General features: G+C 70.2%; 16 protein-coding genes and 2 pseudogenes. 6 read left to right on the forward strand and 12 right to left on the reverse strand.

All coding sequences use genetic code 11. The features are described 5' to 3' along the window. Positions 1-266 (reverse strand): sporulation protein (locus AOK01_RS27730; RefSeq protein ID WP_169800160.1); only part of this gene is annotated, 266 nt, incomplete at its 3' end. Positions 267-322: 56 nt separating this feature from the next. Further along, positions 323-826, reverse strand: a complete 504-nt coding sequence (locus AOK01_RS27735) for an HflX-like GTP-binding protein (RefSeq protein ID WP_245702441.1) — start codon at positions 824-826, stop codon at positions 323-325. A 340-nt stretch (positions 827-1,166) separates the two neighbouring features. Between AOK01_RS27735 and AOK01_RS27740 the strand changes: the two genes are divergently transcribed. Next, the gene (locus tag AOK01_RS27740) at positions 1,167-2,579 is read left to right on the forward strand and encodes a hemolysin family protein (protein WP_055516432.1); all 1,413 of its coding nucleotides are present in this window, start codon (positions 1,167-1,169) and stop codon (positions 2,577-2,579) included. Beyond that, positions 2,576-3,607: a hemolysin family protein gene (locus AOK01_RS27745; protein ID WP_055516434.1), complete on the forward strand. Its 1,032-nt coding sequence runs from the start codon at positions 2,576-2,578 to the stop codon at positions 3,605-3,607. Before AOK01_RS27740 ends, AOK01_RS27745 begins: the two co-directional genes overlap by 4 nt. Positions 3,608-3,713: 106 nt before the next feature. On the opposite strand, the gene AOK01_RS42960 is transcribed toward AOK01_RS27745, so the two are convergent. The 8 genes and pseudogenes from AOK01_RS42960 to AOK01_RS27785 all read right to left on the reverse strand — a co-directional run bounded on the left by AOK01_RS42960 (position 3,714) and on the right by AOK01_RS27785 (position 12,357). Then, the gene (locus tag AOK01_RS42960; protein WP_055516436.1) at positions 3,714-4,331 is read right to left on the reverse strand and encodes a GNAT family N-acetyltransferase; all 618 of its coding nucleotides are present in this window, start codon (positions 4,329-4,331) and stop codon (positions 3,714-3,716) included. A 176-nt stretch (positions 4,332-4,507) separates the two neighbouring features. Beyond that, positions 4,508-5,410 carry an SCO2400 family protein gene (locus tag AOK01_RS43735; protein WP_055516438.1) on the reverse strand — a complete coding sequence of 301 codons (903 nt, stop codon included), beginning with the start codon at positions 5,408-5,410 and terminating at the stop codon, positions 4,508-4,510. Positions 5,411-5,684: 274 nt separating this feature from the next. Next, complete coding sequence (locus AOK01_RS27760; protein WP_055516440.1) at positions 5,685-6,203, reverse strand: hypothetical protein; 519 nt, start codon at positions 6,201-6,203, stop codon at positions 5,685-5,687. Positions 6,204-6,329: 126 nt separating this feature from the next. Next, positions 6,330-7,067, reverse strand: coding sequence for a Crp/Fnr family transcriptional regulator (locus tag AOK01_RS27765; protein WP_055516442.1), 738 nt, complete (start codon positions 7,065-7,067; stop codon positions 6,330-6,332). A 1,752-nt stretch (positions 7,068-8,819) separates the two neighbouring features. Next, complete coding sequence (locus tag AOK01_RS27770) at positions 8,820-9,152, reverse strand: MerR family transcriptional regulator (protein ID WP_055516444.1); 333 nt, start codon at positions 9,150-9,152, stop codon at positions 8,820-8,822. A 677-nt stretch (positions 9,153-9,829) separates the two neighbouring features. Then, positions 9,830-10,135: pseudogene (locus AOK01_RS27775) on the reverse strand (SCO5918 family protein); the annotation flags it as partial. 154 nt (positions 10,136-10,289) lie between these two features. Continuing rightward, positions 10,290-11,816 (reverse strand): DEAD/DEAH box helicase, encoded by a 1,527-nt coding sequence (locus AOK01_RS27780; protein WP_055516446.1) that lies wholly within the window; start codon positions 11,814-11,816, stop codon positions 10,290-10,292. A gap of 337 nt (positions 11,817-12,153) precedes the next feature. Then, the gene (locus tag AOK01_RS27785) at positions 12,154-12,357 is read right to left on the reverse strand and encodes a cold-shock protein (protein WP_055516448.1); all 204 of its coding nucleotides are present in this window, start codon (positions 12,355-12,357) and stop codon (positions 12,154-12,156) included. Between the two features lie 371 nt (positions 12,358-12,728). Here AOK01_RS27785 and AOK01_RS27790 point away from each other — a divergent pair. After that, positions 12,729-12,944 (forward strand): annotated as a pseudogene (locus AOK01_RS27790) (aminoglycoside phosphotransferase family protein); the annotation flags it as partial. 42 nt (positions 12,945-12,986) lie between these two features. On the opposite strand, the gene AOK01_RS27795 reads toward AOK01_RS27790, so the two are convergent. Beyond that, positions 12,987-14,315 carry a lipase family protein gene (locus tag AOK01_RS27795; protein ID WP_079103813.1) on the reverse strand — a complete coding sequence of 443 codons (1,329 nt, stop codon included), beginning with the start codon at positions 14,313-14,315 and terminating at the stop codon, positions 12,987-12,989. A 466-nt stretch (positions 14,316-14,781) separates the two neighbouring features. Between AOK01_RS27795 and AOK01_RS27800 the strand changes: the two genes are divergently transcribed. The 3 genes from AOK01_RS27800 to AOK01_RS27810 all read left to right on the forward strand — a co-directional run bounded on the left by AOK01_RS27800 (position 14,782) and on the right by AOK01_RS27810 (position 19,199). Continuing rightward, positions 14,782-17,091, forward strand: coding sequence for an MMPL family transporter (locus tag AOK01_RS27800; protein WP_055516452.1), 2,310 nt, complete (start codon positions 14,782-14,784; stop codon positions 17,089-17,091). A gap of 120 nt (positions 17,092-17,211) precedes the next feature. After that, positions 17,212-18,522 (forward strand): sensor histidine kinase, encoded by a 1,311-nt coding sequence (locus tag AOK01_RS27805; RefSeq protein WP_079103807.1) that lies wholly within the window; start codon positions 17,212-17,214, stop codon positions 18,520-18,522. Then, positions 18,519-19,199 (forward strand): response regulator transcription factor, encoded by a 681-nt coding sequence (locus tag AOK01_RS27810; RefSeq protein WP_055516454.1) that lies wholly within the window; start codon positions 18,519-18,521, stop codon positions 19,197-19,199. Before AOK01_RS27805 ends, AOK01_RS27810 begins: the two co-directional genes overlap by 4 nt. A 15-nt stretch (positions 19,200-19,214) precedes the next feature. Here AOK01_RS27810 and AOK01_RS27815 read toward each other — a convergent pair whose 3' ends face one another. Continuing rightward, positions 19,215-20,093 (reverse strand): DUF4394 domain-containing protein, encoded by an 879-nt coding sequence (locus AOK01_RS27815; protein WP_055516456.1) that lies wholly within the window; start codon positions 20,091-20,093, stop codon positions 19,215-19,217. Between the last annotated feature and the right edge of the window lie 148 nt (positions 20,094-20,241).

Below are 20,241 nucleotides of genomic sequence, written 5' to 3' on the forward strand. Positions count from 1 at the left end.
TCCTCGCCCTCGGCGAGGCGGAAGCCGCCGCCGACGGTGAAGCGGTCGAAGACGACCGTGCCCTCGCTCTCCTCCTCCGTGTGCTCGGCCTCGACGCCCGCGACCAGTTCCAGCGTGATCTGTTCGATGTCGAAGGCCGCGTCACCGCCCTGGAGCCGGACCTCGCCCGACAGTGTGCCGCCGGGCAGGGTGGGCCCCGGGCTCAGGACCGTGTCCACCGTGGGGCCGCCCACGCCGAGTGATCCGAGCAGCCGTTTGAACACCATTGAGGGGTCCACTCCTTCATGTGCGGGTGGGTGTTGCTCTACGTACATGTAGAAGATTAAGGGCGACCGGTCGCCCCGGAATCCTGTCCCCCCAGGTGGGGGTCGGCGCCGGGCGGAGCGGACGGCAGGATTCCGGCGAAACTCACCGCCGGGCACCCGAACGACCGGGACAGCGCGCCGGACTGACGTGGTGTCAGGTCATTGAGGAAGACCACCGCGTCCGCACCCGATCGCTCGCACAGCGCGGCCACCTCGCGGACCTTGCCGTAACTCATCAGTGTCCGCGAGGAGTACGGCAGTCCCATCTTTTCCGCCCCGCCGTTCGAGACACCCCGGCGCTGCACGATCAGCCCCACGACCCGGGCGCCGCGCGCCCGGAGGGCGGTGGCCGCCGCGTCCATGAGGGCGGCGAAGTCCTTCTGCTTGGCGGAGAAGTAGCCCGCGACCAGGACATCGGCCCCCGCGAGCACGAACCCGGTGCCCGCGGGCACCGCCCCATCGATGCGCGGCCGTCCACCGGCCCGGCGCTCGCGTCGGCCACGTCTCGGGTTCTGGTGCACGGATCCACCGTAGGGACCGACTGTCTGCGGCGACACGCGATGACGACGCCGGGGGCGCACTCCGCCTGCGAGGGACGTGACCTGCGCCACTCGCCCTGCCGCGTCCGGACGGCCTACTTTGCTATTCCTTTACACTGGGCGAGACGTGTGATGACGCGTGATGACGTGTGGTGACGGGTGATGCCGACCGGCGAAGCCCGACGGAGCGGCAAAGCCATACGCATCCCGACGAAGACTGATGACGATCAAGGAGCAGCGGTTCCACCATGGGTGAACCTCCCAGTACCGACCGTGCCATTCCCGGCCCGAGACGCGCGCGTGCGGGAGCGGGGGTGGCACGGTGACCGAGATCCTGCTGCTTCTGCTCGCCCTGTCGCTCACGCTCGCCTGTGCGTTGTTCGTGGCGGCCGAGTTCTCGCTGACCACCGTCGAGCGCGGTGATCTGGAGCGGGCGGCCGAGGCGGGCGAGCGGGGCGCCGACGGTGCGCTCAAGGCCGTACGGAAGCTGACGTTCCAGCTGTCCGGCGCCCAGCTGGGCATCACCGTCACCTCCCTGGTGATCGGCATGCTCGCCGAGCCGTCGCTGGCCGTGCTCCTGGAAGGGCCGCTCAAGTCGGTGGGCCTGGGCGGCGCCGCCTCGACGGTGGCGACCGTGCTGGGCGTGGTGGTCTCCACCGTCGTCCTGATGGTGGTCGGCGAGCTGGTGCCGAAGAACTGGGCGATTTCGCGCCCGCTGGCCGTCGCGAAGGTGGTCGCGGGACCGCAGCGCGGTTTCACGGCGGCGTTCGGCCCGTTCATCCGGCATCTCAACAACACCGCCAACCGGTTCGTACGCCGCTTCGGTTTGGAGCCCGCCGAGGAGCTGGCCTCCGCGCGCGGCCCCGAGGAACTCGTCGCGCTGGCCCAGCACTCGGCCGCCCAGGGCTCCCTGGAGCCGGACTCCGCCGAACTGTTCGTCCGTACGCTGCATCTCAGCGAGCTGACCGCCCAGAGCGTGATGACCCCGCGCGTCGACGTGCGGGCGCTGGAGGCGCACGCCACGGCCGCCGACGCCGCCGACCTCACGCACGCGACCGGCCTGTCCCGCTTCCCCGTCTACCGCGACAGCCTGGACGAGGTCGTCGGCACGGTCCACATCCGTGACGTACTCGCCCTGGAGCCCGGCAAGCGGGCCGTGACACCCGTCACCGAGCTGGCCACGGCCCCGCTCCTGGTGCCGGACAGCCTGCCCGCCGACCGGCTCCTCGAACGGATGCGGACCGCCCGCACGATGGCCGTCGTCATCGACGAGTACGGCGGCACGGCGGGTGTGGCCACGGTGGAGGACATCGTGGAGGAGGTCGTCGGCGAGGTCCGCGACGAGCACGACCCCGTCGAGGTGCCCGACCTGCTGCCCGCCCCCGCCACGGCGGACGGCCGCGCGGCCTGGGAGGCGGACGGCGGCGTACGGCTCGACGAGCTGGCCGGGATAGGCCTGCGCGCGCCGGACGGGCCGTACGAGACGATCGCGGGGCTGGTCGCCACCCGGCTCGCCCGCATCCCGGCCGAGGGCGACGTCCTCGACCTGGACGGCTGGCGGCTCGACGTCCTCGACGTGGAGCACCACCGGGCCGACCGCGTCCGCATCACCGAACCGGCCGACGAGACCACCGACCCGGCCGCCCCGGCCGACCCCGCCGACGAGCCGGTCCAGGAGTCGGCCGGCGAATCGGTCCAGGAGTCGGCCGGCCAGAGTGCGCGGGAGTCCCGATGAGTACGTCCACCACCCTCCAACTGACCATCGGTGCCCTGACCCTGCTGACCAACGCGTTCTTCGTCGGCGCGGAGTTCGCCCTGATCTCCGTGCGCCGGAGCCAGATCGAGCCGCTGGCCCAGGCGGGCAACAAGCGGGCCCGGATGACCCTGTGGGGCCTGCGGCACATCTCGGCGATGATGGCGACCGCCCAACTCGGCATCACCGTCTCGTCGTTGGTGCTCGGCGCGGTCGCCGAGCCGGCCATCGCACATCTGCTGGAGCCCGCCTTCGAGGCGGCGCACATCCCGCACGGCCTCGTGCACCCGATCGCCTTCGTGATCGCGCTCGGCGTGGCGACGTATCTGCACATGCTGATCGGCGAGATGGTCCCGAAGAACCTGGCGCTCGCCGCGCCGGTACAGACCGCGCTGCTGCTGGGCCCGGCCCTGGTGGCCCTCACCCGGGCGCTGAAGCCGGTCATTTTCGGCATCAACTCCTTCGCCAACGCCCTGCTGAAACTGCTGCGCGTCGAGGCCAAGGACGAGGTGGAGTCGGCCTTCACGGACGACCAGCTCGCCCGTATGGTCGTCGACTCCAGCCAGGCCGGACTCCTCACGGCAGCCGACGGCGAGCGGCTGCGCGACGCCTTGGAGCTGGGCACCCGCCCGGTCGGCGAGATTCTCGTCCCGGCCCAGCGGATGCGTACGGTCGACGACACGGTGACCCCGGCGCGGCTGGAGCGCGCGGCGGCCGAGGCCGGCTTCTCCCGGTTCCCGGTGACGGGCGGGGACGGCACGCTGCTCGGCTACCTGCACATCAAGGACACCCTCGGCGTCACCGACCGGGACCGTCCCTTCGCGCGGGGCGCCCTGCACCCGGTGACCCGTGTCCGCATCGACACCCCGCTCGACGACACCCTCACCGCGCTGCGGGCCACGGGCAGCCACCTCGCCGCGGTCACCGGCGAGGCGGGCAACGTCCTCGGCTTCGTCACGATGGAGGACGTCCTGTCGGAGCTGGTCGGACCGTCCCCCGCGGGGGTCTGACCACAGGCCATGGCGGGCGGGCGGACCGGCCCTCCCGGTCCGTCCGCCCGTCCGTCCGCCCGCCCGCCCGCCAAGGCCATCGCGGATCACCGCGGATCACCGCGCCTCACCGCAGCGGTCTGCGGATCCACACCTCCCGGGTCACCGCGCCCGGACCGGCGACGGGTCCCGCGGCGGGCCCGGCGCCGGCCCTGGTGGTGGCGACACCGGACCTGGACCACCCCCAGGCACGGAAGGTCGCAGCCGCCGCGTTCCGCGCATCGTCACCCCCGTCGGCCACGTCACCCCCGTCGCCGTAGTGGTCCGCGGTCGCGACGACCAGGTCGGCCTCCAGCCGGATCAACAGCCGCTCGACCAGGCGGGTGGCGATGCCGCGGCGGCGGTGGTCGGGCAGCACCATCAGCTCGGCGAGCAGGAACGCGCGGCCCGAGGCGGTCAGTTCCTCGACGTCGGCGGGCAACTGCTCCTGCAGATCCGGCCACCACTCTCCGGAACGCGGCACCCGGAACCCGTACGCGCAGCCGACCGTCCCGGCCGTGTCGGCGACCACCATGTCGAAGCCGGTGTGCTGCACATGCTGCTCCAGCCGGGCCAGAAAGCCGCGCCGGTCGCGGCGTTCCGCCTCCGTCGCACTTCGGTACGCGCTGACGTACACGTCGGCGACGGCGTCCCGCTGTTGCTCCGCCTGCCACCGGGACAGCCTCCGCAAGTACACCTCAGCCATACGGGCCTCCCCCCGGCCGCCGGACGGGTATCTCCGGATCGGCATCATCACAGCAGGAGCAGCCGGGGTAAACGGTGCCTCGGCACCGATCGGTGATACCCCGTCACCCACGGGGCGCCCGGGGCACCTGTGGAGCCCTGGGCGGCCGTTGCACGGGGGCGCGGCGCGATCCGCCCTCAGCCGATGCACACCACGAGCAGACAGAGCTGCGAAGGCGAAGTCGCTGCCGGGTCGGGGCTCGCCGGAGACGTGCCCGAATCGGAGCCGCCGCCTGAGCCGACCGAGCCGCCCGACCCGCCGGTGGCAGCGGGCGTCGAAGGCTGCGGCGACGCGGCGCCGGCCGCATCGCCCGAGCCCGAGCCTGAGTCCGAGGAGCCTGAGGAGCCCGAGGAAGAGGACGCGTTCCGCGACCGGGGGTCGGACACCGAAGTCGACGCCGACGCCGACGTCGTACTCGGCGTGGGAACGGCGTCCGGCCGGGAGCCCTGCGGTGTGACGGAGGTCGGCGCGGCGGCGGCGCGCCGGTCCGACCGGCCGTTCGCGGGCGACCGCGTGGAAGGGGCGGCCGAGGACCGCTGGTCGTCCGGCCGCGTCGACGACGGGCCCGTGTGCCGCGACGCGTCCTCCTCCGCGGAGCCCAGGCCCGCGGTGTCCGGCGCCGAGGCCGCCTCCGCCCGGTCGGCCGAGAGCCGGTCGAGGGCGGTGAAGGTCAGGCCGCCGCCGACGAGCGCGACGGCGGTCGCGACCACGGCCCGGCGCTGGTTCTTCTTCCAGCGGACGCGCTGACGGCGCCGTGCGGCCCGCCCCTGCGGCGCGGGCGGCGCACCCTCGAAGCCGTCGTACGGGTCCGGGTCCGGGGCCGCCGACTCCGACTCCGACTCCGGCTCCGGCTCCGGTCCGGATTCCGGAACCTCGGCCGGGTCCGCCACCGCCGGGCTCGCGGCGGCCATGGTGGCCCGGGGCTGGACGGTGGTGTACCGGCTGACGGCGACCGGAGCGATGTCGGGGGCGTAGGCACCGCAACCGGGGCACACCAGGGCGCCGTTGAGATGCCGACGACACGAGGAGCAGTAGTCCATCAGCGTCTTCCTGGTTGACGTGTCGTCGACCCGCCGGGGTGAGGGGTCGAGCGGCCAGTCACGCTAACGAGGCTTTCGCAGGACTGTGTGCAGCCTGTGTGACGCTCCTGCGCGGATTCTCCGGGGCCCACGGGCAATGCGGTGCGCTTCCGGACATCGCGGCCCGTGTCCGGAAGCGGAGCGGTACGGCCGGAGGGGTACGGCCGGTGTCGTACGGCCGGAACCGTACGGCCGGAACGGGCAGCCCCGTTCCGGCCGTCAGCGGCATTCCGCCCTACTGGCTGCGCAGGGTGTGGATCTCCTGTCGGGCCGCCTTGATGGCGGACTTGAGCTGTGCGAGGGCGTGTTGCTGCTGCATGGCACGCGACAGCAGCGCGGACGTCTTCCAGCCGTCGGGGACGGTCGTCTCCTCGAAGGCCGGGAGGGCTTTCTCGACGTAGAAGTCGATCCGCCGTACGACCTCCTCCAACTGGTCGTGGAGCGGCCGGCCGCGGTCGTCGTTCTCCAGCAGGTGACGCTTCTCGCGCAGCGGCTCCAGGTCGAGCTCCGTGGCGGGGCTCTGCGCGAACCGGCAGGCGACCGTGAGGGTTTCGTCGAGGTAGCCCGCGAGCCGGTCGAGGTCGGGATCGTCCGCGTGGTCGCGGCGGTTTCGTTCGGCGACGCGCCGGGACAGGCGGTGGCTCAGACTGGTGAGGACCACCAGGGCGGCCCCGACCAGGCCGGAGACGATCACCTGCCATGACGTCCAGGCCGTGGTGACCTGTTGCGCGAGCATCGCCGTCAAGGGGGACATGTGTGTGGTTTTCCGTTCTCGGAACCGGGAGTCGGCCGGCCGTGGGACGGCCGTGCCGTGCCTGGGTGAAAGACGAGTGTGGTCTGGCCCCGGGTGGTGCCGTGGGCCCAGGTCGTGTCCCCGCCGTCAGGACTGGGAGGTGACCAGGGCCTTGAGTGCGGGCAGGTCCGTGACGACGAGCCGGCGGTACCTGCTGTCGATGAGCCGCTTCCTCCGGAGGGTGGCGACGGCGTTCTCCACGGTGGACCGGCCGAGCAGGAGTGCCTCCGCGAGATCCCGCTGGCGCGGACCGTCGATGGTCGTGTGCCCGGTGGGGCCGGCCGGGTCCCTGGTGCCGGCGACCATGGCGAGGTGGTGGAGCAGCGCGCTCACCCGGGCCAGTGGTGACCGGCTCGTGGTGGCGTAGATCCGCTCGTCGCTCCGGTTGCGGTCCTCCAGGCTGCGCAGCAGAGCGCGTTTCGCCTCGTGGTCCTGGGTGAGCAGAAGGTTCACGCGGCGGGTGTCGCAGGGCAGCACCCAGGTGGTGGTGAGGCACACGGTCCGCACCGACGAACGCGGCTCTATGAGCTTGGCCTCGCCGAGGACCTGCCCGACACCGCGGAACCGGGCGATCTTCGTGTTGAACGGGAACCGCTCCTGTACGACGCAGCCGCCGAGCACGACGTACATGTGCGTGTCCTTCGGGCGCAGAGGCAGTTCCGCGCCTTTGAGGTACGTACGGGCGTCGGAACCCCAGATCGCCACGAACAGCGCCCACTTGGCGGCGGGGAGGTGGTCGAGGAAGCTGCCCCTCGGCATGGGCTGGCGGCCGCGCAGAACCTCGATGGTGTTGAAGACCTGGGTGTCGGGGGACGGAGACGCCATGGTCCTCACCTCCGAGGACCGGACACGGGCCCGGACACGGGTACGGGTACGGGTACGGGCATGGGCATGGGGGCGGGGCCGGCGGTACCGGCGACGGCGGCGCGAGGCGTCGGGGTCACGCAGGGTGAGGGGCGAAAAGCGGGGCGCGGCGGGGCAGAGTCGTCCGATGCCTGGGCGGGCCGGGTGATCGGCACGACTACGCCGCGCTCGACGGCGATTGCCATGAGGGTCTGAGCTCCTTCGGTGGAGGAACAGGAATTGGCGGGTCCAGCGCCCTCTCCACCACATGGCGCGCCCGGCTGGTTAGACCGGGCAACGAGGCTTCCAAGGCGTCTGCAAGCAGCACGGTACAGCCCTCGCCCACTTGGCGCACACAGCCTCTGGACGGTGTCGTCGGTGCGTCGGTAAAACCCCTTGAGAAGGGTTGCTGCAAATCCCTTGTGACGGGGCTTCTCCGGACCGGAACGACTTCAAGATCAACTGCCGTGAAGGCGGTACGGGCGCGACCCGGAAGCTGAACTGGATTTCCATCGATCGAAAGGCGCGCATTGAGGAAATCCGCCGTCGAATATCACAAGCAAACCCGGAATTCGTTGCACGGGCAACGGGTGGATTGTCTTCGAATGCATTGCCAGAAAAGGTACGGGAACATGCGGGAGGCCCCGCGGTAACCATCCGCGAGGCCTCCCTGAAAGGGCCTGGACCCGCCAAGGCTCAGACCGCTCACTAGTAAACACCATCGGCAGGAGGCGAGCTACCGGTGAAGCCCCGGCCGCAGGGATTTGGCCTCACAGGTTCTATGGGTAAGCCCGGTCCGTGAGCTCGGGTCGGTGACGCGTCTCACGGAGCTTTCTACTTCCTCCTGGCGCGGCGGGCTCGCCGTTCGCTCGAACATCACTCGCACGGGGCAACTGCACGCGCGCCCCGCGCCGCCGGGTCCGCCCCCTCCCCGAGGGCTTCCGCGGCGTCTTTCCCCCCTCCTTCCTGCGCGGTTCGGATTCTCCCCGTGACGGCGCCGGGGGCGCGGGGCCGAACCGGGTTGCTGTGCACCGGTTCGACGGGCGAATCGGTCTTCGAACGACCGACGGAGAGCGGGCGCTCAAAATCCGCAGGAAACACGAGGGTGGAAATTTGGCTCTTTTCTTGCGCGGGTTAGTTGTGTGCGCCGTGTGGAAGATACCGCTACGCGGAATAAAAGGTTTCCGCAGCGCTCGCGTACAGCCTATTTGCTGACTATATGTCGACGAAGCGCTTAACATGCTCAGTCATTCACAAGGTCCCTTCGTAAGGGGCTGATACCGTGCGGCTTGTTCTCGTGCGTCGCGGGGTTGTCGCCGAGTTCCAGGGGCCATTGCGTCACGCGTAGTAACGGTAGCCCGGTCGCGTGCGTCACTCGTTCGTGTGAACGCGTATTACGTATGGGATGGCTGAGGGATGGCTCAGGGATGGCTCAGGGACGGCGGTCCGTCGGCGCCGCGGAGGAGCTCCGGTACAGGTCGTCGTATCGCACGATTCGTTCCTCTCCTTCCCCAACAGCCAACCTGCGCACGGTTTTTCACCCCTCTCACTGACCGCTCAGGAATCCGGTCGTAGTGCGCGGGCGCACGAGGGGCGCATGTGTACCACCGGCCGGTCCGACGCGAGCCCGCGGCCGGTGCCACGAGACGCGGCGCGAGTGGGTCAGAGCGCCGAGTGACGGGCCGGACAAGTGTCGACCATCGGTGCCGGTATCGGTGTCTATGTCTATGTCGGTCAGCTGTCCGACGCCTGGCTCGTGGTGCGGCGGAACTCGGCGTTGATGCGCTGTGCCTCTTCGAGCTGGTCCTCAAGGATGACGATGCGGCAGGCGGCCTCGACCGGTGTGCCCCGGTCGACCAGCTCGCGGGCGCGAGCGGCGATCCGGAGTTGATAACGGGAGTAGCGCCGGTGCCCGCCCTCGGAGCGCAGCGGAGTGATGAGCCGGGCCTCACCGATGGCGCGGAGGAAACCCGGGGTGGTGCCGAGCATCTCGGCGGCCCGGCCCATCGTGTAAGCGGGGTAGTCGTCGTCTTCCAGACGATCGGTCAGCGGACTGTCTGCTGTCATGTCACCTCGTTCTGCAACGCGTCGAGGGGCCCTGGTGCCGTACGGCACCAGGGCCCCGAAGGAAATTGAACACCATCTGCCGGCGCTACTGTCGCGCCGACCTTCTGTTTCCGCAGTCCGGCCCGGGAGAGGGCGGGGAGTGCGGGGATCGCTGTTGCGTGACCGGGGACCACCTTCCGTTCCGGGGTCTTGCGGCACCCGGTCCGAGCACTGTCGGGCCGGGCGATCCTGATGGCGTCTGCTCCCTCCGTCCTTCCTCGGGATCAGTGGTGGTGCTGTCGGCGGCTCCTCGACCCGAACTCACGAGCCAGGGACCGAGCCGACCTCTTCCATAAGAGAAACCCTAGCCACCGACTCGACCAATGTCTACTCTCGCAAACACAGATTTTGATCGACATGGGTCCCAGGTATCTTGGCGTCATCTCCACGGCCCGGACGCCTGGACGCCCGGACGCCGACAGCGCTGACCACAGCGGTAGATCACAGCGGTAACGATGAAGGGCCCTGCCGACGCGCGTCGGCAGGGCCCTTCATCGTTACCGCGGTACGGCGAGTCAGCCTGCGACGGCCGCATCCGCGTTCGCGTCCGCGGCGGCGGTCACTGCCATCTCGGGCGCGGGCGCGGGCGCGGGCGCGGGCGCGGGCCGGGATTCGGGCTGCGGCTGGGACTCGGGCTGGGGCGCGCCGAGCATCGCCGACGCGTTCTGGAGCGGGGTGAGCACCTCCGGCGCGGCGGGCTCGGGCTCCTGGTTGCTGCGGCAGGTGAAGCCGAGCCGGGTCATGGCCCGGGTGACCTCGCCGCCGGTGAAGTCGCGGCGGTCCTGCCGGGTGATGACCTCGCCGACCTGCTTGACGGGGTAGTGGCGGCGGCCGATGAGCACGGACTCACCCGTGGTGATGGCCTCGGGCTTGACACCCTTCATCGAGTCCAGCACCCCGGCCTTGGTGAGGTCGAACGGAAACCGGGCGATGACACAGCGCATGATGCCTCACAGTCACAGAGAGAGGAGATGGGGAGAGGGGAGAGAGGGGGAGCAGCAGCGAAGAAGTGGCGAAGAAGCGGGGCAGAAGTGGAGCAGAGGGACCGGGCCGGCGGGTGTCCGGGTCCGGACCCCCCGGTCCTACAGGATCCCGTGGCTAGGCAGCCGCGTCCATGCCGGACGAGCGCGGCGCCGTACGGCGTGCCGCGTCGCCGGTGGACCGGCTCCGGCTGCCGCGGCCGCGCCGACCGCGGGATGCCGCGGAGGGTGCGGCGGAGGTGCTGCGCCGGGGGCGTTCCGAGGCGGGCGTGGTGATGGTGACCGGGACGCCCGACGGGGCCTGGGCACCGGTGATGCGGTTCAGTTCGGCCTCGCCCGAGCGGACCTGGGTGGTCTGCGGGGTGATGCCGGCGGCGGCCATCAGCCGGCTCATCTCGCGGCGCTGGTTGGGGGTCACCAGCGTGACGACGCTGCCGGACTCGCCCGCGCGGGCCGTACGGCCGCCGCGGTGCAGGTAGTCCTTGTGGTCGGTGGGCGGGTCGACGTTCACGACCAGGTCGAGGTTGTCGACGTGGATTCCGCGTGCCGCGACGTTGGTCGCCACCAGGACCGTCACATGCCCGGACTTGAAGCGGGACAGGGTCCGCGTGCGCTGCGGCTGGGACTTGCCGCCGTGCAGGGCCGCGGCCCGTACACCGCTGTTCAGCAGGTGCTCGGTCAGCCGGTCCACCGCGTGCTTGGTGTCCAGGAACATGAGTACGCGGCCTTCGCGGGCCGCGATCTCGGTGGTCGTCCGCTGCTTGTCCGCGCCGTGCACGTGCAGTACGTGGTGCTCCATGGTGGTCACCGCGCCGGCCGACGGGTCGACGGAGTGGACCACGGGGTCGGTCAGGTAGCGGCGGACGAGCAGGTCGACGTTGCGGTCCAGCGTGGCGGAGAACAGCATCCGCTGGCCACCGGGGCGTACGAGGTCGAGCAGCTCGGTGACCTGGGGCATGAAGCCCATGTCGGTCATCTGGTCGGCCTCGTCGAGCACGGTGATGGCGACCTGGTTCAGGCGGCAGTCGCCACGGTCGATGAGGTCCTTGAGCCTGCCCGGTGTCGCGACGACGACCTCGGCGCCGGACCGCAGCGCGCCGGCCTGCTTGCCGATCGACATCCCGCCGACCACGGTGGTCAGCCGCAGCCGCAGGGAGCGGGCGTACGGGGTGAGCGCGTCGGTGACCTGCTGGGCCAGCTCGCGGGTGGGTACGAGGACGAGGGCCAGCGGCTGCCTCGGCTCGGCGCGCAGACCCGCGGTACGGGCGAGCAGCGCGAGGCCGAAGGCCAGGGTCTTGCCCGAGCCGGTGCGGCCACGGCCGAGTACGTCACGGCCCGCGAGGGAGTTCGGCAGGGTCGCCGCCTGGATCGGGAACGGTACGGTCACGCCCTCGTGGCCGAGCGCGGCCAACAGCTGCTCGGGCATGTCGAGTTCGGCGAACGCCTCGACGGCGGGCAGCGCCGGGGTGACCGTCTTCGGCAGGGCGAACTCACCCTGGGGCGCGCTCTGCCGGCGTCCGTAGCTGTTGTTGTCGGGACGGCGCGGGTTGGCGGAGCGGTAGCCGCCCCTGCCGGCGCTCGGATTACCGGCGCCGGAGCCGGTGCGGGTACGGGAGTAGCGGTCGTTCGTGCGCGTGCGGTTCACGTGGAACCTTCCTTGACATGGCGCGTATCAAGGAATTCCCGCGGAAGACGAGCAGCGCTGAGAATTGCAAGAACGAGCCGGAGAAAAATAGGGGCCGAATCGGGGAATTCGAAGCGGCGGGGAATATTCGCGGGTGGCCTCGCTTGAGCGCGTGGCGCGATTCCGTGGGCGGGGTCGGTCGGTCCGTGCGGGGGGCTCCGAACGAGCTCCGGAGGGTTTTCATCCGGAGCTGGGGCGGAGGGCCCCGAGGAGCAGCGGGTCACGAATCCCCTGAAATGCAGCGAGCTGGGGCCCGCACCCCAAGGTGCGGGCCCCAGCTGCGAAGTGCGTGCCGACGTCAGGCGGGAACGATGTTCTCGGCCGTCGGGCCCTTCTGGCCCTGCGCGATGTCGAACGTGACCTTCTGGCCTTCCTGAAGCTCACGGAAGCCCTGCGCGGCGATGTTCGAGTAGTGGGCGAAGACGTCGGCGCCGCCGCCGTCCTGCTCGATGAAGCCGAAGCCCTTTTCCGAGTTGAACCACTTCACGGTACCGGAAGCCATGTGTATCTCCTTCGGGGGTGCGTCGGAATGCACACTGCGTACACTCCGTGTCGCCGTGATGATCACCCCACCGGAAATAAAACCGGAGCCATAAAGGATCCCCACCCGAATGAACTGGTGGGGACACCTGTCAAGATTTTCGGGAACCACAACATGCAACTGTCTTCGAGACTAGCACGCTGCGCTCGGCAGTGCGGGATGGGTGAAATCACACCGCCTGTCGAGTAAGTAATATTCATCGCACGTCGAACCCAATTCTCACTTCGCGGGCACAGATATTGACGCCCTCGGGGAACATGGTTTCTGCCCGGGCCGAACCGCGGCGGCTGTGCCAAGAGCCGTGTGCCGTGCCGTGTCGTGTCGTGTCGTGTCGGGGCGATGCCCTCTACGACCTCGCCACCCTCACGCTCGGACACGAGGAGCACCTCGGCGACGTCATCGTCGGCTACGGCGCCGACGTCGACCTCGACGTGATCCGCGCGTGGTGGTCGCTGCGGAGCCTGCTGGGGGTTCGCTGGCTGATCGAGCACGGCTTCGACCCGTCCGCGCCGGGCTGTGAGGTCGACGTGCTGAGATCCCGGATGTGAGGAGCACGGGGTGGATGCCGGCGCGGATCTCCCAGCGGGCCCTCAGGGCAGGACCGGCAGGCTTCCGCAGTTGGGTGTGGTCGGTTTGCCGGAGAGGCGGTCCGTCAGCCAGTCGATGGCGGCTCCCTGGTCTGTCAGCAGGGGGGTCGCGTGGTTGAGCAGCGCGCTGCCCAGGCCCGGCAGGACGACGGGCTTGTACGTGACGTCGGCCCCCTTGCGGCACCAGTCGACGGCGAGGTCCCGGGACTGGCCGTGCGGGACCAGGTTGTCGCTGACGCCCGTCGCGAGCCGTACCGGTCCTGACGGCTTCAGCCTGCCGATGCGCTGCTTGTCCAGGAACGCCTGGAGCTGGGGCGTGGCGGCGATGATGTCACTGAGTGAGCGGCCGTCGTTCGTCCACCTGGTGCTCTTGGCGTAGCCGTAGCCGAAGAGGGCGTCGCCGATGCACATGGTGGACAGGTCGGCGAGGGCCGCCTTTCCGGCCGCGTTCAGATGTGCCTCGGCGATCGGCTTCAGGGCGGGGTCGGACTGGAGGAAGCCGTTGAGCGACCAGCCCAGCGCACCGGCCAGCTCGCTGCCGTCGATGGCCTTCGTGACCGAGGTCAGGTCGGCCGGCGGTGCGCCCGAGTAGGTTCCGGCGAGGGTGACGTCGGGGGCGTAGGAGGACTGGAGTTCGGCGGCGGAGGCCGTCGCTCCGCCGCCCTGGCTGTAGCCGTACAGCCCGACCGGGGAGCCGGCAGTGACGGAGGCCCCGCCGAGCGAGCGGGCCGCGCGGACCGCGTCCAGGACCGCGTGGCCCTCGTCGACCCGGTCGACGTACGTGTGCAGGCGGTCGGTCGCGCCCAGGCCCGCGTAGTCGGTGACGACCACGGCGGTGCCCTTCGCGAGGAGCCGGTAGATCGCCAGGTTCTCGTACCCGATGGTCACCGTCCGGCCGTTGAGCGTCAGCGGGTGTTCGAGGCCCATGGACGCGGCGCACTGGTCGCCCTGGCCCAGAGTGCCGGGTGCCACCGCGACCAGCGGCCGCGGTCCGCTCCCCTTCCAGCGTGCGGTCGGTTCGATGTACGCGCCGGTGACGGCGACCGGTTCGCCGTTCGAGTCGGTCGACTTGTACATCAGCCTGGTCGCGGTGCCCGGCAGCGGCCCGTGGAGGCCGGGCAGACTCAGGGCCAGCGGGAGGGGTTCGCTGCGGACGAGCGCGCCGTCTGCGGCGGGCAGGGTGGCGGGCGGACTGTAGAACGCGGGGATGGTGACGCCCCGGGACACGACCTCGTCCGCCGCCGTGACGGCGGTGGCCGTGAGCGTCTGGGCGCCCAGGCAGGCGGCGGCGGTGACCGCCGCGGCGACCAGGGTCTTGCCGCGTACGGGCATACGTACAGGCATACGTACGGGCATACGTACGGGGATGTGGGCGGGCAGGCGTGCGGGCATGGCGAACCTCCTGTGGAGCGGCCGGCAGAGAGGTGCACAGGTGCGGCGGCGGCACGGAGTCGCAGACACGTCCCACGGGTCTGGCCGTACCGCTGTGAAGTGGTTCGCCTGGAACTTACCTGTGAGTAAGTTACTCGTGGTAGCAGTCGAGTGGTTACGGTTCGGTAACTTGACTGGCCGTCTAATAGCGGCCTGTCCCGCCGACGGACCCGTAGTGGTTACCCGGGTCGAGGCAGGACCAGGGGCTGACACGCGAGCGCGGTCCGTCGTACCGCAGACGGACCCCGCGGCCCGTTTCTACTGCGTACCGAGTACCGAAAGGTGACGGCAGCCGCACGACGACAGGACGACCCTCCACCCGGCAGCCTTGAGGGACATTCGGCACCAGATGTGGAGACCTCCTGCCGTGGCTACTTTTCTCTATCGACTGGGCCGTCTGGCCTTCCGCCGTCGCTGGTACGTCGCCCTCGTATGGGCGGCCGTCCTGGTCGCGGTCGGCCTGGGCTCGATGAAGGCCCCGGCAGCCGCCGACGAGCCTTTCTCCATGCCGGGCATCGAGTCCCAGAAGGCATTCGACCTGATGGAACAGCGCTTCCCCGGAGCGTCGGCCGACGGCGCGACCGCCCGGGTCGTCTTCGTCGCGCCGGGCGGTGAGAAGGTCACCGCCGCCGAGAACAAGCAGGTCGTCGAGAAGGCCGTGGCCGAACTGGCCGACGGCTCGCAGGTCGCGAGCGCCGACGACCCCTTCAAGACGGAGGCGGTCAGCGAGGACGGTACGACGGCGTACGCGACCGTCACCTACAAGGTCGAGACGCCCGACCTCACCGACGCGAGCAAGGACCAGCTGGAGACGGTGCTCGAAGAGGCCCGCGACTCCGGGCTGACCATCGAGGCCGGCGGCTCCGCGATGGAGACCGAGGGCGGGCCGAGCGGCGTCGCCGAAGCGATCGGTGTCGGGGTGGCCGCTGTCATCCTGCTGATCACCTTCGGTTCCCTCGCCGCGGCCGGACTGCCCCTGCTGACCGCCCTCATCGGCGTCGGCATCACCCTGGCCGGGATCACGGCCCTGGCCAGCACCCTCGGTCTTTCCACCTCGACCGGCACCCTGGCGATGATGCTGGGTCTCGCGGTCGGCATCGACTACGCCCTGTTCGTGGCCTCCCGCTACCGCGAGGAGCACGCCAAGGGCCGTACGCCGCAGGAGGCGGTCGGGCTCGCGGTCGGCACCGCCGGTTCAGCGGTCGTCTTCGCGGGGCTCACCGTCGTCATCGCCCTCGCCGGACTCTCGGTGGTCGGCATCCCGATGCTCACCGAGATGGGCATGGCCGCGGCGGGCGCGGTCGTCGTGGCCGTACTGATCGCGCTGACGCTCGTCCCCGCCCTCCTCGGCTTCTGGCCGCACGCCGTGCTCCCTCGGCAGGCCCGCAAGGCCGCCCGCGCCCAGAAGAACGCCCAGAAGAACGCCCAGAAGAACGCCCCGAAGAACGCCGAGAGCGACTCCCACCACGCCCATACCTCCCACAACGCCCAGAAGAACGCCGAGAAGGCCAACGCGGGCACGCGCTGGGCGCGGTTCGTACTGCGCCGCCCCGTGCCCGTACTCATCCTCGCGGTGCTGGGCCTCGGCGCCCTCGCGCTGCCGGTGACAGGCCTCCAGCTGGGCATGCCCGGCGACGAGGCGAAGTCGACCGCCACCACCGAACGCCGCGCCTACGACGCGCTCGCCGAAGGCTTCGGTCCGGGCTTCAACGGTCCGCTGACCGTCGTCGTGGACGCCGCGGACGACTCCGACCCCAAGGGCGCCGTCGAGGCGATCTCCAAGGAGATAGGCGACACCAAGGGCATCGTGTCCGTGTCCCCGCCGCGGTACAACGAAGCCGGCGACACCGCCGTCTTCTCGGCCGTGCCCTCCACCGCGCCGACCGACGACAAGACCAAGAAGCTGGTGGAGACCATCCGGAACGAGCGTTCCGGGATCGAGGCCGAGACCGGTGCGACCTTCGAGGTCACCGGCACCACCGCGATGAACATCGACATCTCCGCGAAGGTCCAGACGGCGCTGGTCCCGTACCTGGTCATCGTGGTCGGTCTGGCGATCCTGCTCCTGATGGTGGTCTTCCGGTCGCTGCTCGTCCCGCTCAAGGCGGCCCTCGGCTTCCTCCTGTCGCTCCTGGCGTCCCTCGGCGTGGTCGTCCTGGTCTTCCAGCAGGGCCACGGCGCCGACCTCCTGGGCGTGGAGCAGACCGGGCCGATCATGAGTCTGATGCCGATCTTCCTGGTGGGCATCGTCTTCGGCCTGGCCATGGACTACGAGGTCTTCCTCGTCTCGCGGATGCGGGAGGCGTACGTACACGGTGAGTCGCCCGACGAGGCGGTCGCCAGCGGATTCCGGCACAGCGCCCGGGTGGTCGTGGCCGCCGCGCTGATCATGATCGCGGTCTTCTCCGGATTCATCACCGAGACCGACTCCATGATCAAGATGATCGGGTTCGGGCTGGCCACCGCCGTCCTCTTCGACGCCTTCGTCGTACGCATGGCGATCGTGCCCGCCGTCCTCGCCCTGCTCGGCCACAAGGCCTGGTGGCTGCCGGGCTGGCTGGACCGGCTGCTGCCCCGGGTCGACGTGGAGGGCGAGGCGCTCAGCAGCCGGCCCGAGACGGACCCGGCCCCGACCGACAGCGCCGACGCGTCCGACCTGGAGGTCGCGCGCACCTGAGACGACCATCTCCCTCCCCCGAAAAAAGGGGCCGCCCGTGTCGAAGGACACGGGCGGCCCCGTCGGCCGTTCGCCCCGGAAGCGTCCACGATGGACGCAGCCCACTCACCGGAGAGCCCGATGTCCAGCAGCCTGGAGCGTTACACGGACCGCTTCGAGCAGTACGCGGAGCGCCATCCGCGCATCGTCGACGTGGCCGTGGTCGCCGCCCTGATGGGTTCCGCGGTCCTCGGCAGCTCGCTCACCCTGCCCGGCGTCGAACCGGTGGACCAGGACGGTGCCGGGAGCACCGTGATGGGCGTGGCCTGCCTCGCACTGCTCCAGTACCGCAAGTACCCGCGCACCACCGTCGTCGTGACCACGCTCTGCACGGTGATCGTGATCCAGCTGGGGTATCTGATCACTCCCCTGCTGCTGGCCCCCGTCATGGCGGCGCTCTACTCCCTGGCGGTCCTCAGCGACCGGAAGACCACACGCGTCTACGGCTTCACCGTCACGGCGGTGGTGATGGCCGGCGCGGTGCTGTCCGACTCGATGGAGACGTTTCAGCCGCTGCTCCAGACGGTCGGTCCCCTCTTCTGGCTGCTGCTGCCGATCGCCGCCGGCAACATGACCCGGCTGCGGCGCGCCTATCTGAAGGCGGTGCAGGCCCGTGCCGAACACGCCGAGCGCACCCGTGAGGAGGAGGCACGGCTGCGCGTCACCGAGGAGCGCATGCGCATCGCCCGCGAACTGCACGACGTCGTCGCCCACCACCTGGCCCTGGCCAACGCCCAGGCCGGCACCGCCGCCCACCTCGCGCTCACCGACCCGTGGCAGACGCAGAAGATCCTCACCGACCTGACCGGGACCACGTCGTCCGCGCTGCGCGAGCTGAAGGCGACGCTGGGGCTGATGCGCCGCAGCGACGGCCCGGGTTCCCCGCCGCTGGAGCCGTCCCCGGGCCTCGACCGCCTGCCCGATCTGGTGGCGGCGTGCGCGTCCGCGGGGGTCGCCACCACGGTGACCACGGAGGGCGAACCGCGGCCGCTCTCACCCGGGGTGGACCTGACGGCGTACCGGATCGTGCAGGAGGCACTGACGAACGTGACCAAGCACGCCGCCGCGGAGACCGCGCACGTGCGGCTCTCCTACGTCGGCTCCCGGCTGCTGATCACGGTCACGAACGACGGCCCCGCCTACACCGCCGCCTTCGGGGTCGAGCAGAGCCGGGGTTTCGGGGTCATGGGCATGCGGGAACGCGCCCAGTCCATCGGTGGTGAACTGCGCGCGGGCCCCCGCCCGGAGGGCGGCTTCGAGGTCTCCACGGCACTGCCGCTCCAGCCGTTCTCATCCCACCCCTGGGGGTCCTTGGACCACTCGGACTCCGCGGAAGCGGAAGCGGAAGTAGAAGCAGAAGCAGAAACAGAAGCAGAAGGAGAAAAGCCATGAGTGTCAGGGTGCTGCTCGCCGACGACCAGGCCCTGCTGCGGGCCACCTTCCGCATCCTGATCGACTCCTGCGACGACATGACGGTGGTCGGTGAGGCCTCCGACGGCAGGGAGGCGGTGGACCTGGCCCGTGCCCGCCATCCCGACATCGTCCTCATGGACATCCGTATGCCGGGTGTGGACGGCCTCGCCGCCACCACCGCCATCTGCGCCGACCCGGAACTGTCCGCCACCCGTGTCCTCATCCTGACGACCTTCGAGACCGAGGACTACGTCGCCCAGGCGCTGCGCGCGGGTGCCAGCGGGTTCCTCGGCAAGGACGTCACCGCCGACACCCTGCTGGACGGCCTGCGAACCGTGGCCTCGGGTGACGCCCTGCTCTCACCGGGCGCCACCCGCACGCTCATCACGCGCTTCCTCACGTCCCCCGCACCAGGCGGTCACCTGGCGCCGCCGGAACGCCTGGCCGAACTCACGGTGCGCGAGCGCGAGGTCATGGCCCTGGCGGCGGAGGGCAAGTCCAACACCGAGATCGCCGGGGACCTCACGGTCAGCCCGCTGACGGTGCGCACCCACATCCACCGGGCCATGACCAAACTCGGCGCCCGCGACCGCGCCCAACTGGTCGTGATCGCCTACCAGACGGGCCTGGTCCAGGCGGGACCGCCCGCGTTGTGACGGTCCGCCGTCGGCTCAGCTTCCGGTGAGGGAGATGGCCAGGTCCGTGATGTCCAGGGGGAACTGGCCGATGAGCGTCGGTTCGCCGGTGAGGACGTTGACGTTGTAGAGGGAAGGCGTGTCGGCGTTGTACGGCCAGAGCGAGGCGTAGGCGTCGTTCGAGGTCGTCTTGCCGTTGGTCAGAGTGCTGTAGATGTCCAGGCCCGCGTCGGTACCCGCGTCGAAGCCGAGGAGACCGGTCGGGACGAGGTTGCCCGCGTTGGGCGGCGACTGGATGGTGACCTGGTCGTTCAACGTGTCGATGTCGAACAGCGTCGTCCCGGTGGACCCGACCAGGTCGTTGTTCGTGTAGCCGGCGGCGGTCACGCCCTGGGCGGCCGTGGTCAACGGCGGGAGGTTCAGCATGGTGTCCGCGATCGTGGTGCCGTCGTTCAGGTTGTGCCGCAGGTTCTGGCCGTAGTTGCTGATCACCCGCAGCCGGTCGGCCGCCGGGTTGAAGTCGATGTCGAAGACCGTGCCGTAGAGCGAGGTCTGGAGCTGGGAGACCTTGGTGATGGTCACGTTGGCGACGACCGGTGGCATCTTGATCGTGTAGATGCCGCCCTTGTCACCGAGGCCGTACAGGAGGCCGTTCTGCGGGCGGAAGTCGATCCCGAGCAGTTTGGTGTCGCCGGAGAGTCCGCTGACGGTCTGGACCCAGTCGAGGGTCCCCGGCTTGTCGGTGGTGAACGTGGCCATCAGCTTGCCGTTACCGGTGATCCCGTACGCCCTGAGACTGGGGGTGGCGTCGGGGGCAGCGGAGCTGGAGCCGGGCGCGCTCACCGTGAGCGCCGTCGCCGCGGACACGACAGCCACCGCCGCCGCGATTCTCTTCTTGAACCCTGCCTTCGTCATCGTCGTTCTCCTCCCGTTGGATCCCATTGGATCCCGTTGAAAGAAATCCAGTTCTCTGAGGAACGTGGCGAGGACAGCTTCAGCGCTCCACTGCTTCAGCGACCCGGTTGCCCGGAAACTTTGCGCGCTGTGACAAATCCGCCGTCGA

Origin of the sequence: Streptomyces aurantiacus (assembly GCF_001418335.1) — a bacterium.
GTDB lineage: Bacteria > Actinomycetota > Actinomycetes > Streptomycetales > Streptomycetaceae > Streptomyces > Streptomyces aurantiacus.

Bases quoted from the DNA above. Each gene is read 5' to 3' on its own strand.
- AOK01_RS27810 (WP_055516454.1), top strand. From the start codon at position 18,519: ATGAGTGTCAGGGTGCTGCTCGCCGACGACCAGGCCCTGCTGCGGGCC.
- AOK01_RS27745 (WP_055516434.1), top strand. From the start codon at position 2,576: ATGAGTACGTCCACCACCCTCCAACTGACCATCGGTGCCCTGACCCTG.
- AOK01_RS43735 (WP_055516438.1), bottom strand. From the start codon at position 5,410: ATGGACTACTGCTCCTCGTGTCGTCGGCATCTCAACGGCGCCCTGGTG.
- AOK01_RS42960 (WP_055516436.1), bottom strand. From the start codon at position 4,331: ATGGCTGAGGTGTACTTGCGGAGGCTGTCCCGGTGGCAGGCGGAGCAA.
- AOK01_RS27805 (WP_079103807.1), top strand. From the start codon at position 17,212: ATGTCCAGCAGCCTGGAGCGTTACACGGACCGCTTCGAGCAGTACGCG.
- AOK01_RS27770 (WP_055516444.1), bottom strand. From the start codon at position 9,152: ATGACAGCAGACAGTCCGCTGACCGATCGTCTGGAAGACGACGACTAC.
- AOK01_RS27815 (WP_055516456.1), bottom strand. From the start codon at position 20,093: ATGACGAAGGCAGGGTTCAAGAAGAGAATCGCGGCGGCGGTGGCTGTC.
- AOK01_RS27795 (WP_079103813.1), bottom strand. From the start codon at position 14,315: ATGCCCGTACGCGGCAAGACCCTGGTCGCCGCGGCGGTCACCGCCGCC.
- AOK01_RS27765 (WP_055516442.1), bottom strand. From the start codon at position 7,067: ATGGCGTCTCCGTCCCCCGACACCCAGGTCTTCAACACCATCGAGGTT.
- AOK01_RS27785 (WP_055516448.1), bottom strand. From the start codon at position 12,357: ATGGCTTCCGGTACCGTGAAGTGGTTCAACTCGGAAAAGGGCTTCGGC.
- AOK01_RS27760 (WP_055516440.1), bottom strand. From the start codon at position 6,203: ATGTCCCCCTTGACGGCGATGCTCGCGCAACAGGTCACCACGGCCTGG.